Consider the following 14,596-nt stretch of genomic DNA (forward strand, 5'->3'; position numbering starts at 1 on the left):
TGATGCGCGGCCCGGCGGCTTGGTAGGGACAGGGCCATGCGTACTCCCTCCGTGCTCGCGGCCGCCGCCGCCCTCTCCCTCGTCGTGCCCGTCGAGGCGCAGGCCCCGCCCAAGCCGCCCTATTGGGCCTCGATCGCCGCGGGCAAGGCGCGGATGCGGACGGGGCCCGGGCGGACCTATCCGGCGAGCTGGCTGTACCAGCGCGCCGACCTGCCCGTCCGCGTGGTCGCGACGTTCAAGGAGTGGCGCAAGGTCCAGGACCCGGATGGGACGGAGGGCTGGATGCTCGGCAACCTGATCTCGTCGACGCGGACCGCGATCGTGCGCGGCGCGGAGCCGGTGCCGATGCGCGACCGGCCCACCGCAGCGGGACGGGTGCAGTGGCGCGCGGCCCCCGGCGTGGTCGGGCGGCTGAGCCAGTGCGGCAACGGCTGGTGCCGGTTCGACGTGAAGGGGCAGACGGGGTTCGTGGAGGTCTCCGGATTGTGGGGCGTGGAGGCCGGGGAGCGGTTGCCATGACATCCTCTCTCCTTTGGAGAGAGGGTGGCCGAGCGTAGCGAGGTCGGGAGAGGGGTAGTAACTATACGGCGGTGCACTGCCCCTCTCCCCGGCCCTCTCCCCGAAGGGGAGAGGGAGATTAGATTAGCTCTACCGCGACGGCGGTGGCTTCGCCGCCGCCGATGCAGAGGCTGGCGATGCCCTTCTTGCCGCCGGTGCGCTCCAGCGCCGCCAACAACGTGGTGAGGATGCGCGCGCCGCTCGCGCCGATGGGGTGGCCGAGCGCGGTGGCGCCGCCGTTCACGTTCACTTTCTCGTGCGGCACGCCCAGATCCTTCATCCACGCCATAGGGACGCAGGCGAAGGCTTCGTTGATCTCGTAGAGGTCGACCTCGTTCGCGGACCAGCCGGTCTTGTCGAGCAGCTTGCGCACCGCGCCGACGGGGGCGGTGGTGAACTTGGCGGGCTCCTGCGCGTGAGCGGCGTGGCCGACGATGCGCGCGACGGGCTTCAGGCCCTTGGCGTCCGCGACCGATTGGCGCGTGACGACGAGCGCGGCGGCGCCGTCGGAGATGGACGAGCTGGACGCCGCGGTGATCGTGCCCTCCTTGGCGAAGGCGGCCTTGAGCTGGCGCAGCTTTACCGGGTCGCCGCGCGCGGGAGCCTCGTCGACCGTCACGACCTCCTCGCCCTTGCGCGTCTTCACGGTGACGCCGACGATCTCGCGCTCGAACGAGCCGTCCTTCTGGGCGCGGAGCGCGCGGGTGAGCGACTCGACGGCGTAGTCGTCCTGCGCGTCGCGGGTGAACTGGTACTCGCGCGCGGTGTCCTCGGCGAAGGTGCCCATGGCGCGGCCGGCGTCGTACGCGTCCTCCAGGCCGTCGAGCATCATGTGGTCGAGCACGACGTCGTGGCCGATGCGCGCGCCCCCGCGCATCTTCTTGAGGATATAGGGCGCGTTCGACATCGACTCCATGCCGCCCGCGACGATCAGGTCGGCGGAGCCGGCCGCGATCATGTCGTGCGCGAAGATCGCCGCCTGCATGCCCGATCCGCAGACCTTGTTGACGGTGGTCGCCTCGACCGACTTGGGGAGCCCCGCGCCGATCGCCGCCTGGCGCGCGGGCGCTTGCCCCAAGCCGGCGGGGAGCACGCAGCCCATGAAGATCTTCTCGACGTCGTCCGGAGCCACGCCCGCGCGCTCGACCGCGGCCTTGACCGCCGTAGCACCCAGCTCGGTCGCGGACGCGCCCGACAGCGCGCCCTGGAACGAGCCCATGGGCGTGCGGGCGTAGGAGAGGATGACGACAGGGTCGGCGGTCATGGCGTTCGCTCCGGCAAAGTGTGTTTCCCCGATCTAATGTTGCACGTGCGAAAAGGAAACGGGGGAGGGGTGGATGGGGCGGAAGTACACTAAAGTACACGCCCAGAACGCGGGGGTGCGGCGAACCACGCGTCGCGCTCCGCTTCGGCGGCGGCCAGCTTAGCTTCGCAACTTTCCCGCCCGTTCAGCAAATGCGTTGCGGCGTCGAGCAACTTTGTTGCGTCCACGCCGTCGCGCGCCCAGAGCGCGTCGCGCTTGTCGAGCGCGCGCAGCGCCGCATAGGCGAGGCGGCTGTCGTAAGTCGTGCGCCAGCCGACATGGCGGCCGCGGTGGAACACCTCGGTACGGCGCGCGACCATTCCGCCCGCCATGGCCGCGTCCAGCGCCTCGTCCGTGCCCCGGCGCTGCGCCTCGTCCCAGGCGCGCGCGAACGGGCTGTCGTCGCCCGCGCGGGCGCGGAGCTGATAGGCGGAGCGCGCCGAGCGCCCGACCGATCGCGCGGCGGCCGCGACCGTCCCGCACCGGGTCAGCGCGTCGATGAAAGCGCGCTGCACCTCCGCCGACCAGCCGTCGGCGCGGCGGCGGGCCTGGGGCACGGGGGCGAAGAGGAGGAGGTTGTCGTGCTTCTCGGGCGAGTCGTGCCGGTACATAGCGGGAACGCTGGCACAAGGCGGGGGCTGTAGGAAAGGGATTTTAACTGCACGGACGCATGCTGCAGGGGCAGAGCGCTCGGCGCTGGATGCGAACGCTTGAAGGACGTATCCGCGGTTGCGATGCAGCGCGACGAATAGTCGCAATCTGCCTTGTGCGCCCCGCTGACAGCGATAGCCTTGCACCATGCGCGAGCTCTTACAGGAGGTGTTGACCCTCCAATCTGATTTCTCATCACAGAATACCCCCGCCATGCAGGTGCGGGGCAATCTAATACGTAACGTCATCCCCGAGGAACTTAGGCGCTGGCGTGCGGTTCAACCTCAAGCCCTGCTACCTTTTCGCGGGCGATTGAACGTCCAGGGGCGCGACGGAACGGGCCTAAAGACGTTTGTACCGTGGGTCCGCATCCGCTCACCCGAAATGTCACCTTCGGCGCAAAGCGGCTGGTATGTGGTCTACTTGTTCCGTCAGGACGGCACGGGCGTAGCGCTTTGCGTAAGCCACGGTTCCACCCGGTTCGACGGGCGCGAGTTTAAGCCCCGAACCGCCGAGGAAGCAGCATCGCTTATGGCGTGGGGAAGAGCTCTTATCCGGAGCCAGGCGTTTAACTTTGGCATGGTCGAAGGTGTGGACCTCGGCTCCGCGGCAACGTTGTCCAAGGCGTACGAGAGTACGACCGCATTCTCTAAGACCTATGCCGCCAATGCTGTCCCTGATGATGCAACCCTCGCCCGTGAGGCTGAACGCGCGGTCGCACTGATTGCTGAGCTATATCGCGCTCAAGAGCTAGGCCGGGCTCCAGACGCCCCTCCGCCCGAACTTATCGAAGCCGACAATGCGGTGAGTACAGTATCTCGCCCCGGCTCCACCCGACAGTCGAGCAAGGGGCAGGGCTTTGGCTTGAGCGCACCCGAGCGCAAAGCGGTGGAGGCGCACGCAATGAGCCTAGCCGCTGCCTGGTTAGCTGCGAACGGGTTTACTGCCATCCGCGACGTACATGCCGCATACTCCTGCGACTATTTGGCGACCCGCAACGGGGTGGAGCATCATGTGGAGGTCAAAGGCACGACCTCCCCCTATGGCAAGGTCATCCTTACCGCTAACGAGGTGGAGCTGCACCGGCGAACCCACCCCACGAACCTACTCATCGTGGTGCACGGAATTGACCTGATAGACGCCCGTACCAAGGCCACCGGTGGAGAGGTGACAGTTCTTGATCCCTTGGTAATTGAGAACTGTACGCTGACGCCCCTTAGCTTTGCATGCCTGCTGCCCTGACCGCTAGCAGAAGCAGAGCTCGATAAGGACCTAGGCTCGGGTCGAGAAGGCGCACCGGAGATGCCGTCGCCCCGTAAGGTATCAGGAAGGAGCTGTGCAGGAATTTTCGCTTTTGGTCGATGTCTATGCGGGTTGGAAGAAGGCCGCCGAGTTTACGCTTCGTCGCTTATTGCCACGCTAGGAAGTCGCGCTAAGCTGTTAGCTTATGGAGTGGGGAGCAGGTCAGTGGATTTCTTGTTAAAATATGAGGGCCGCCTAGCAGACGATCACGAACTTGATTTCTATGACGCAGCAAAAGCCATGTCCGGCTTTCAACGTTCTCTAGCTCTGACGGCGCACCTGGTTGCAAATGGCGAGATTATAACTCAAGCACCGTCGCTGAAAAACGCCCGCATTCTAGTCGCCACGCCACGCCCTGGTTCATGGGAAGTAGTTGCTTCAGTCATCGGCGGGCTCTGGGTTATTGGCAATGCGAAAAAGGACTCCCCTTTTGGGCATCTTGTATACTCTGTGTATGACTACGTTATTACGCAGACGCTTGGCTTTCCAGTAGACTACAATCAAAGCCTTTTCAAACAAAACTCAGCAGAATTAGAGAAGAAGAACATCACACCTGCTAAGCTGGACAGCCTGACCGAAAAGGTTGAGGGCAGTGTCGCCGATATGCATCGACCAATTGTGGTATCTCGGACCGCAGAGCATGCCGACCTTTTTGCAGGTCGCGTGGCTAACCAGCGAATTAGACTTGGTAGAGAGCTGAATGAAGAGAGTAACGACTATATACGACAGACCTTGATCGACAAGTTTCCTACTCTTGTTGAAGGTGTTGTCTCCAGCTACAACAGAAATACATACAGCGGCAGATTGTATGTGTTCGAGGAACAGAGACCTATCAGCTTCGAGCTTATAGATGGTGCAAAGACCAAGCCTAACATTACTAATGTGACCACTAGTCTTCGGACAGGCGCGATTGAGCGAGGTACTAGAGATGGGGCTGTAAGGATGAAGGGATTTCGAGTAACAAGCTCTACAGGACGTCTGAAAGGGTTTCGAGTTCTTTCAGTTGAGTACCTGTAGCACCGTTCTCCTGCGCCAATCTGCGCAACGCAGTAAGCGCAATTCGCCGCTGCCCATTCTTCTGCATTGCTCCCGCCCGTTCCCACGCGGGTTGGCCAGGACCGTCGTACACGAGCTCTGCTGACTCAGGATCAACGACCCGCAGAACCACCAGCCTGTCGCAACATGAGTACATCGACACTGCCTTGCCCGCCGTCATCTTGATCTGAACGTCACCATCCGCATCATAGGCGTCATGAGTAGCTCGTGATGGCGGGTAGAGCGTCAAGCCCAGCGCCTCTGCCGCCACCACTTCCCCTATCGAGCCGACCACATGTCCATCGGGTGTGAATGGGCGTCCTGGATATCGAGCCTGTAAGTCCGCAACCGCTTCGTAGATTCGGCGCACTTCGGGCGGGAGGTTAATTCGCATAATCTCGCGACCATACGCGGAAACTTCGGGAGAGGAAGGCAAGGTGTGGTTAATACACCAACCCTAACCGAAGCCGTACTAGATTGTTGGGCGAAATGTGCGATCGTTAGCGAGTAGGCCGAAGTTACAATCTAATTTTAGTGGCTTATAGACAGGAATAGCGGAGCGGGAGGGATTCGTACGTCCGTTTGTCCCCTTGTGGCTACTTCAGTGACGCGCAAGCCGCCGCACTTGGCGCTTAGCGCCCGCTCTACGTCCCGCTACTATCCTCTCCCGTGCTCCTCCCCATCCTCCTCGCCCTGGTCGGCGCGATCGTCGGCAGCTTCCTCGCCACGCTGGTGGTGCGCTGGCCGGAGGGGCGGTCGGTGGTCGCGGGGCGGTCGGCGTGTGACGGGTGCGGGCGGCCGCTCCGCGCGTGGGAGCTCGTGCCGCTGGTGAGCGCGCTCGGCTTACGCGGGCGGTGCGCCGCGTGCGGGAGGCGGATCGATCCGGTGCATGGGCGGGTGGAGCTCGCCTGCTCGGCCATGGGGTTGGGCGCTGGGCTGGTGGCGCCCTGGCCGGAGGCGGCGGCGGGGGCGGTGTTCGGGTGGCTGCTCGTGGCGCTGGCGGCGCTGGACTGGCGGCATTTCTGGTTGCCCGACCGGCTGACCGGCCTGCTCGCGCTGGGCGGGCTGCTGAGCGCGGCGGTCGCGCCGCCCGGCGTCGCGGACCGGCTGATCGGGGGGGCGGCGGGTTTCGGGAGCTTGTGGGTGATCGCGTGGGGCTACCGCCGGTTCCGCGGGCGCGAGGGGATGGGCGGGGGGGACCCCAAGCTGATGGGCGCGATCGGGCTGTGGCTCGGGTGGCGGCTGCTGCCCGGCGTGCTCGTCGTGGCGGGGATGGTGGGCTTGGGCGTGGTGCTGTTCCGGCGGTGGCGGGGCGAGGCGGTGGCGGCCGACAGCGCCTTGCCGTTCGGCGCGCTGCTCGCCGTGGCGACTTATCCGGCGTGGCTGCTCATGATATCGGTGGAGCCATGATGCTCATCACACTCGCGCTCCTGATGCAGGAGGCGCCCGTGCTCGGGCCCATCGGCCGGCAGGCGCTGCCGTCCAAGGGCTGCGCCGCCTATTTGTGGAACAATGGGCCGAAGCGCCAGCTCGTCGCGATGGCGACCGCCGAGCCGGGGGTGATCCGGTTGCACCTCGACGGGAAGACGGTGGACGTGGCGCGGGCCGAGGCGCGGGGAGCCGCGGGCTTCGGGTTCGCGGGTACGACCGAGTATCGCGGGCCGGACGTGATGGCGGTGCTCGACATGACGGTGCAGACCAGGGGCGACCTGTCGGGGGGCGCGGTGGTGCCGGCGGCGACGCTCCGGGTCGAGCGTCCGGGGCGCGACGTGCTGGTGGCGCCGGTGGCGGGGCTGATCGGGTGCGTGTGACGCTGGACCGCCAGCGCGCGGCGTTCGACGCGGCGATGCCGGAGCCGCTGGCGGTGCGGCGCGACCGGCTGAAGCGCGCGGCGGCGATGGTGCGGGATAACGCCGAGCGGTTCTGCGACGCCTTGTCGGAGGATTTCGGGCACCGGAGCCGCGAGCAGTCGATGATGACGGACATCGCGGGCTCGATCGCGCCGACCAGCCACGCGCTGAAGCATCTGGACCGCTGGGCCAGGCCGGAGCGGCGTGGCGTTCAGTTCCCGCTGGGGCTGCTGGGGGTCAGGGCCTGGATCGAGTACCAGCCGCTGGGCGTGGTGGGCGTGATCGCGCCGTGGAACTTCCCGGTGAACCTGGTGATGAGCCCGCTCGCCGGCGTGTTCGCGGCCGGGAACCGCGCGATGGTCAAGCTGAGCGAGTACACGCCCGCTACGGCGGCGCTGTTCGAGGAGGTCCGGCCCAAATACTTCGCGGAGGAGGAGCTCGCCTTCGTGTCGGGCGGGCCGGAGGTGGGCCGCGCCTTCGCGGAGCTGCCGTTCGACCACCTGCTGTTCACGGGGGCGACGGGGATCGGGCGGCACATCCTGCACGCGGCGGCCGACAACCTGACACCGGTGACGCTGGAGCTGGGCGGCAAGTCGCCCGCGATCATCGGAACCGGCGCAGACCTGCGCCAAGCGACCGAGCGGATCGCGATGGGGAAGATGCTCAACGCCGGGCAGATCTGCCTCGCGCCTGATTATGTGCTCGCGCCGGAAGCGCAGGAGCAGGCGGTGGTGGACGGCGTGCGCGCGGCGGTGTCCGCCATGTACCCGACGCTGCTAGGGAATCCGGATTACACCTCGGTGATCAACGACCGGCACCACCAGCGGCTGCACGAGTGGCTGGACGACGCGCGCGCTAAGGGCGCGCGGGTGGAGGTGGTGAACCCTGCGCAAGAGGGCTTCGCGGGGTCGAACAGCCGCAAGATGCCGCTGCACATCGTGCGGGACGTGACCGACGACATGACGCTGATGCGGGAGGAGATCTTCGGGCCGGTGCTGCCGGTCGTGCCCTATCGCGGCATCGACGACGCGATCGCGCGGGTCCGGCGGGGCGGGCGGCCGCTCGGGCTCTACTATTTCGGGCCGGACGCGGCCGAGCGGCGGCGCGTGCTCGACCGGACGCATTCGGGCGGCGTGACGCTGGACGACGTGCTGTTCCACGTGTCGATGGAGGACCTGCCCTTCGGGGGCGTGGGGCCCTCGGGCATGGGCGCGTACCACGGGCGCGACGGGTTCCGGACGTTCAGCCACGCGCGTGCCGTGTACAAGCAGGCGAGGGTGGACGTGGCGAAGCTCGCGGGGCTCAAGCCGCCCTATGGCGCGGCGACCCGCAAGTCGGTCGAGCGTCAGATCGGGAAGCCGCGCTGAATTAAGCGGTTGCCAAGTTTCCGAATGTAGGAATAACCATTCGGGCCGGGTGTATTGAGGGGGCGTGTCGCGCGTGCGGTTGGTGGATCGGCGACTTTACTGGCTTGCCGTCGCCCTGACCGCCGCCTCGCCCGCCCATTCCCAGATCAATCAGCAGCCCAGGGCGCCCGCCCAGGGCCCCGACACGCGCGACGTCGAGCCGGAGGCGCGTGACCCCGCCGATGCGCAGGGTGACGAGATCGTGCCCGAGTCGGAGCTGAACTCTGCGCTGCCGCCGCTGTCGGACGACATCAACGCGCCGCTGGAGCCGATGCCCGCCGACACGGCCCCCGCGCCGCTGCCGCAGGCGCCCGCGACCGCGCCCGCGTCGCAGGTGGGCGACGTCATCCCGCCCGTCGCGCCCGAGGACCCGGCGCTCAGCGCGCCGCTGGAGCCGTTGAGCAACTTCAACACCGCCCCGCTCGCGACCGCGGCCGACCTGCCGGCAGAGGACGCGGTCGAGATCGAGTATGAGACGGTCGTCACCGGCCTCGACAAGCTGGGGCTGGACGACGACTGGCGCGCGCTCTCCGCGTTGCGCGAAGGCGACGGCGAGGCGGGCAACGAGATCCAGGTCGCCGAGCGCGCGCGCGAGGACGAGGCGCTGGCGGTCAGGCTCATGCGCTCGCTCGGCTATCACGACGCCACCGCGAGCTCGACCGTGGAGCCCATCCCCGGCCAGCAGAAGCTGCGCGCGACCGTCAACGCGACGCCCGGCCGGCTCTACACGCTGTCGTCGGTCAACGTTCAGGCGGGCCCGACCACGCCGCCGAACCTGGTGCGCGAGCAGCTGCCGCTGAAGGTAGGCGACCCGATCGAGGCCGCGCGCATCCAGGGCGCCGAGGCGAACGTGCGCCTCGTGCTGCCGCAGCGCGGCTACCCGTTCGTCGAGGTGGGCGAGCGCGACATCCTGCTCAATGACACGGGGCCGGAGGCGACGGGCGACTATACGTTGCCCGTCGAGACGGGGCCGCGCTCCAGCTTCGGGGTGCTCCGGACCGAGGGCGATCCGGTGTTCGACCTCGACCACCTAAACATCTTCCCGCGCTTCGAGGCGGGCGAGCTGTACGACGTGCGCCGCACCGACGACCTGCGCGACGCGTTGGTGGCGACGGGGCTCTTCTCCTCGCTCGCGGTCGAGCCGGTGCGGACCGGGCGGCCGGGCCCGGACGGGACGGAGCAGGTCGACCTGCTCGTCCGCCAGGCGCGCGGGCCCGCACGCTCGCTGAACGGCGAGATCGGCTATGAGACGGGCCGGGGCTTACGCGCGCAGGCGCAGTGGCAGCACCGCAACCTTTTCCCGCCCGAGGGCGCGCTGATCGCCGAGGTGATCGCCGGCACGCAGGAGCAGGGCGTATCGGGCATCTTCCGCCGCTCCAACGCAGGGCGGCGCGACCGCACCTTCACGATCATCGCGTCGGCCAACCGCAACAATTACGACGCGTTCGAGGCGTTCACGGGCACGCTGGCGGTGCGCTGGAGCTATGACTCCACGCCCATCTGGCAGAAGCCCTTCACATACGCGTACGGCGCGGAGCTGGTCGGCACGAACGAGAACGTGTTCGACTTCGCCCGGAACGAGCGCGACCGCCGCACTTTCGGCATCGCCGCCATCCCGCTCCAGGCGCAGTTCGACCAGTCGGACGACCTGCTCAACCCCACGCGCGGCTACCGGCTCAAACTGAACCTCAGCCCGGAAACGTCGGTGCAGGGCAGCGTGCGCCCGTACATCCGCGGCATGGTGGAAGGCACCTATTACCAGCCGATCAACGACCGGCTCGTCGTCGCCGGACGCGCGCGCGTCGGCTCCATCGCGGGCGTCGACCGAGACGATCTCGCACCGTCGCGCCGCTATTATGGCGGCGGCGGCGGGTCGGTGCGCGGCTACGGCTTCCAGCGGCTGGGACCGTTCGAGCCCGTGTCGTCGCTGGAACCCGACGAGGAGGGCAATATCGACCTGGCCGACCTCAGGCCGATCGGCGGGCGGTCGCTCAACGAGTTCGCGCTGGAGGCGCGGTACAGGTTCGGCGATTTCGGCATCGTGCCGTTCATCGACGCAGGCAACAGCTACGAATCGACGCTGCCGCGCTTCTCCGACCTGAGATTCGGCGCGGGCATCGGCGCGCGATACTACACGAACTTCGGCCCGATGCGCATCGACGTGGCGACGCCGTTGAACCCGCGCGAAGGTGACGGTCGGATCGCGCTCTACATCTCCATCGGCCAGGCTTTCTGATGGCGAGCGACGCCCCCGACACCGCTCCGGACGCCGCACCGGCGTCGGACGCGCCCGCGGCGCGGCGGCCCTGGTGGCGGACGGCGCTGAAATGGACCGGCATCGCGCTGCTCTCGCTCCTACTGCTGCTGGGCGCAGTGTTGCTCGGCATCAACACCGATCCCGGCCGGCGCTTCGTCGCCGATCAGCTCGGCGGCTACACGACGGCGACGGGCGTCAACATTAAGGTCGGGCGGATCGACGGCTCGCTCTACGGGCGCATGACGCTGTCCGACGTGCGCGTGTCGGACCCCAGGGGCGTGTTCCTGACGTCCCCGCGCATGATCGTCGACTGGCGGCCGTTCAAGTTCATCAACAACCACGTCGACGTGCGCGAGTTCTCGACGGAGCTCGTGACGCTGAGGCGGAACCCCGTGTTCCTGCCGAGCGACCCGAATGCGCCGCTGCTGCCCGACATCGACATCGACGTGGACCGGTTGCGTATCGGGCGGCTCGACATCCTGCCGGCGGTGACGGGGCGGCGGCACGTGTTGGGGATCACGGGCGAGATCCACATCGCCGACCGCCGCGCGCAGGTGGTCGCCGACGCGGTCGCGCTCCGGGCGCCGGGCGTGGCGGGGGGCGACCGGCTCCGGCTCCGGCTCGACGCGGTGCCCGACCGCAACCGGCTCGACATCGACGCAAGGCTGACCGCGCCGGTCGGCGGCGTCGTGTCGACCATGGGTGGGTTCAACGCGCCCGTGACGGTGACCGTCGACGGAGCGGGCGCCTGGTCGCGATGGCGGGGCAGGGCGGTCGCGACGCTGGGCGGCGGCGAGCTCGCCAACCTCGATCTCGCGCTGAACGACGGCCGCGCCCGCATCACCGGGCGGACGCGCCCCGGCCTTTATCTCGCCGGCCCCGTCGAGCGGCTCACCGACCCGTTCATGAACGTCGAGGCCGACGTCACGTTGCTGGAGCGCCGGGCGGACACGCGGATCAAGCTGCGCTCGCCCGCGCTGTTCGTCGACGCGGGCGGATTGATCGACCTCGGCAATAGCCGCTTCGGGAACTTCGCGGTCGACGCGCAGCTGCTGACGCCGGGCGCGATCGCGCCCAATCTGGCGGGTCGGGACGTGCTGGCGCGCGTGGTGCTGGACGGCGCGTTCGCGACCCCCACCGTCAACTATAAGGTCTCCGCCACCCGGCTCGCCTTCGGCGACACGGGCGTGGACCGGCTCTACGCCGAGGGGCTGGCGCGGGTCGACGCCGACCGCATCCTGATCCCCGTGAGCGCGCGCGCGGCGCGGGTGACGGGGCTGAACGCGGCCGCGGGCGAGCTGTTGACCAACGTAAGGGTCGACGGCGACCTGGCGATCACGGGCACGAACGTCCTATCGGACAATCTGCGCATCCGGTCCGACCGGATCGACGCCACCGCGATCGTCGTCGCGAACCTGTCGACCGGGCGCTACACGGGCGCGCTGAAGGGTCGGGTCAACGACTATCGCGTCGACGGCATCGGCATCCTCAACGTCACCACCGACGCCAAGCTGGTGACAGCGCCCGGTGGCGGGTTCGGCATCACGGGCCGCGTGGTCGCGACGACGTCGCGCATCTTCAACGAGGGCGCGCGCGACTTCCTGGGCGGCAACGTGGTGGTGCGCGCGGACGTGGCCTATGATCCGAGCGGGGTGATCCGCTTTTCGGGCGTGCGCCTCAATGCGCCGCAGTTCCGCGTGACGCGCGGCTCCGGCTTCTACGATCCGGCCGGGCGGATCGCGTTCGAGGCAGACGCGATTTCGACGCAGTACGGGCCGCTCTCCGCGCGCGTGACCGGATCGGTGTCGAACCCCGTCGTCGTGCTGCGCGCGGCGCGGCCGGGCCTGGGCGTGGGCCTCTCGAACGTGCAGGCGCGCATCGTCGGGCGGGGCGGGGCCTACGCCGTCGTCGCGAGCGGCGCCACGCAGTACGGCGCGTTCAACGCCGACCTGCTCGTCAGGCCGGGCGCGCAGCTGGCGATCGACGTGCGGCGGCTGCTGTTCGCCGGGATCACGTTCAACGGACGCGTGGTGCAGACCGCGGCGGGGCCGTTCGCGGGCGCGCTTCGCTTCGCGGGCGCTGGCCTCTCGGGCAACGTGCAGCTCGCCAACCAGAGCGGCTATCAGCGCGCGGTCGTGGCGGCGCGCGGGTTCAACGCGCAGATACCGGGCGCGAACGACTTCACTATCGGGCGGCTGATCGCGAACGCGACGGTGGTGCTGTTCCCGAACGCGCCGGAAGTGGTGGCCGACGTCCAGATCGGCGACCTGCGCTACAACGAGTTCGTGCTCCAGGCGGGCCGCGCGCGCGTCAACTATCGCGGCGGGCGCGGCGCCGCGCAGGCGCTGCTGACCGGATCGAACGGGGTGCCGTTCCGCCTGGCGGCGAATGCGCGGCTGTCACCGGGCGACTATCTCGTGGCGCTGCAGGGGCAGGCAAACAACATCCCGTTCCGCACCGTCAACCCGGCGCGCATCCGTGACGTGGGCGCGGATTACGTGCTCAGCCCGACGCGCATCGACTTCGGCCAGGGCTCGGCGCGCGTGGCGGGCAGCTACGGCAACGGCCTGCGCGCGCAGGCGCGGCTCGATCGGCTGGAGCTGTCAACGCTGAACGCGTTCGGCGACCTGCGGCTGAGCGGGCAGGTTACGGGCAGCCTCGACTTCAACCAGGCCAACGCCAACGCCTTCCCGACCGCGGACGCGCGACTGACGGTGCGCAACTTCACGCGTACCAGCCTGGCCGCGATCTCGACGCCGGTGGACATCGTCTTCGCCGGCCGCCTCGTGCCGCAGGGCGGCGAGGCGCGCGCGCTGGTCAGGCGCGGGCCGATGGTGATCGGGCGCATGCTGGCGACGCTCAGGCCGCTGCCGCCGGGCGCGGGGGCGTGGACGACGCGGCTGCTCTCCGCGCCGCTGGCGGGCGGCATCCGGTACAACGGGCCGTCGGGCGTGCTGTTCAGCCTGGGCGGGTTCGCCGACCAGCAGCTGAGCGGGCCGATCGCGGTCGCCGCCGACTTTTCCGGCCTGGTGCGCCAGCCGCGGCTGAACGGCCTGATCCGCGCCGACAATCTCACCTACACCAACGAGACCTACGGCACGCGGCTGACGAACATGCGCGTCGCCGGGCGGTTCAACAACGACCGGCTGGAGCTGACGCAGATCGACGCGCGCGCGGGCGATGGCACGGTGCGGGCGCAGGGCACGGTCGGGCTGGCGGCGGCGCAGGGCTTCCCCATCGATCTCCGCGCGACGCTCCAGAACGCGCAGCTCGCCGACAGCGACGCGCTGAGCGCGTCCACGACGGGAACCTTGCGCATCACCAACGGGCTCCAGGGCGGCCTCATCCAGGGCGAGCTCGACCTGCCGGAAGTGCGCTACCAGATCATCCGCCAGGGCCAGGCCGAAGTGCCGGAGCTGACGGGCGTGCGCCGCCGGAGCGAGATCCGCGTGGCGCGGCCGACCGACCGGCCGGCGCGCGCGCCCGCTGGGCTGTTCCGCCTCGACTTGGCGGTCAGGGCCAACAACCAGGTGTTCGTGTCGGGGATGGGACTCGAGTCCGAATGGGAGCTCGACCTGCGCGTGGGCGGCACGTCCGCCGCGCCGGTCGTCACCGGCGGGCTCGACCTGATCGAGGGCGAGTACAGCTTCGCCGGCAAGCGTTTCGAGGTGACGCGCGGGCAGATCGACTTCCGCGGCGGCGCGCTGACCGATCCGGGGATCAACATCACCGCGAGCACCACGACGAACGGCATCACCGCCAACATCGTCATCACCGGCACCGGCCAGCGACCGAACATCGCCTTCACCTCCACGCCTGCGCTGCCGCAGGACGAGGTGCTGAGCCGGCTCTTGTTCGGGTCGAGCCCGGCGAACCTGTCGGCGACGGAGGCGATCCAGCTCGCGGCCGCCTTGAACGGCCTGCGCGGCGGCGGGGGCGGGTTGAACCCGCTCGGCAAGCTGCGCTCGGCGACCGGCTTCGACCGCCTGCGCATCCTGGGCGCGGACCAGGCAACGGGCCGCGGCACCGCGCTGGCGGCCGGCAAGTACCTGACCGACGACATCTACATCGAGATCGTCACCGACGCCCGCGGCTTCACCGCCACGCAGATCGAGATCGCGCTGACCCGCGCGCTGTCGTTGCTGTCGTCCACGGGCTCGTTCGGCGGGTCGAACGTCAGCTTGCGATATTCGCGGGACTATTGAGCGGGGATGCGTTAACCTCCACCTTTCGA

General features: G+C 68.5%; 11 protein-coding genes. 8 read left to right on the forward strand and 3 right to left on the reverse strand.

The window, feature by feature from the left end; translation table 11 throughout:
- Nucleotides 1-36 precede the first annotated feature (36 nt).
- Nucleotides 37-519 carry an SH3 domain-containing protein gene (locus tag CKY28_RS16165; RefSeq protein WP_095999415.1) on the forward strand — a complete coding sequence of 161 codons (483 nt, stop codon included), beginning with the start codon at nt 37-39 and terminating at the stop codon, nt 517-519.
- A gap of 118 nt (nt 520-637) precedes the next feature.
- On the opposite strand, the gene CKY28_RS16170 is transcribed toward CKY28_RS16165, so the two are convergent.
- Together CKY28_RS16170 and CKY28_RS16175 are read right to left on the reverse strand one after the other, a co-directional pair.
- Nucleotides 638-1,822, reverse strand: a complete 1,185-nt coding sequence (locus CKY28_RS16170) for an acetyl-CoA C-acyltransferase (RefSeq protein WP_095999416.1) — start codon at nt 1,820-1,822, stop codon at nt 638-640.
- Between the two features lie 89 nt (nt 1,823-1,911).
- Nucleotides 1,912-2,472 (reverse strand): hypothetical protein, encoded by a 561-nt coding sequence (locus tag CKY28_RS16175; RefSeq protein ID WP_095999417.1) that lies wholly within the window; start codon nt 2,470-2,472, stop codon nt 1,912-1,914.
- A gap of 187 nt (nt 2,473-2,659) precedes the next feature.
- Between CKY28_RS16175 and CKY28_RS16180 the strand changes: the two genes are divergently transcribed.
- Entirely contained in the window at nt 2,660-3,754 is a 1,095-nt protein-coding gene (locus CKY28_RS16180; RefSeq protein ID WP_095999418.1) for an MrcB family domain-containing protein, read from the forward strand.
- A 225-nt stretch (nt 3,755-3,979) separates the two neighbouring features.
- The gene (locus tag CKY28_RS18385; RefSeq protein ID WP_141243970.1) at nt 3,980-4,831 is read left to right on the forward strand and encodes a DUF7946 domain-containing protein; all 852 of its coding nucleotides are present in this window, start codon (nt 3,980-3,982) and stop codon (nt 4,829-4,831) included.
- On the opposite strand, the gene CKY28_RS19380 is transcribed toward CKY28_RS18385, so the two are convergent.
- A complete protein-coding gene (locus CKY28_RS19380) occupies nt 4,782-5,243 on the reverse strand; it encodes a DUF6998 domain-containing protein (RefSeq protein ID WP_425442537.1) in 462 nt (153 codons plus the stop codon). The genes CKY28_RS18385 and CKY28_RS19380 overlap by 50 nt on opposite strands.
- Before the next feature lie 275 nt (nt 5,244-5,518).
- Between CKY28_RS19380 and CKY28_RS16190 the strand changes: the two genes are divergently transcribed.
- From CKY28_RS16190 to CKY28_RS16210, 5 genes are all read left to right on the forward strand, one after another.
- Complete coding sequence (locus tag CKY28_RS16190; protein ID WP_095999419.1) at nt 5,519-6,259, forward strand: prepilin peptidase; 741 nt, start codon at nt 5,519-5,521, stop codon at nt 6,257-6,259.
- On the forward strand, nt 6,256-6,660 hold the full coding sequence (locus tag CKY28_RS16195; RefSeq protein WP_095999420.1) for a hypothetical protein: 405 nt from the start codon (nt 6,256-6,258) through the stop codon (nt 6,658-6,660). The genes CKY28_RS16190 and CKY28_RS16195 overlap by 4 nt, the downstream gene beginning before the upstream one ends.
- A 35-nt stretch (nt 6,661-6,695) precedes the next feature.
- Entirely contained in the window at nt 6,696-8,066 is a 1,371-nt protein-coding gene (locus CKY28_RS16200) for a coniferyl aldehyde dehydrogenase (RefSeq protein ID WP_245841892.1), read from the forward strand.
- 73 nt (nt 8,067-8,139) lie between these two features.
- Nucleotides 8,140-10,341, forward strand: a complete 2,202-nt coding sequence (locus CKY28_RS16205; RefSeq protein ID WP_245841893.1) for an autotransporter assembly complex protein TamA — start codon at nt 8,140-8,142, stop codon at nt 10,339-10,341.
- Nucleotides 10,341-14,567, forward strand: a complete 4,227-nt coding sequence (locus tag CKY28_RS16210; RefSeq protein WP_095999422.1) for a translocation/assembly module TamB domain-containing protein — start codon at nt 10,341-10,343, stop codon at nt 14,565-14,567. Before CKY28_RS16205 ends, CKY28_RS16210 begins: the two co-directional genes overlap by 1 nt.
- Nucleotides 14,568-14,596: the final 29 nt, after the last annotated feature.

It is taken from the genome of Sphingomonas lenta, from assembly GCF_002288825.1.
GTDB lineage: Bacteria > Pseudomonadota > Alphaproteobacteria > Sphingomonadales > Sphingomonadaceae > Sphingomonas > Sphingomonas lenta.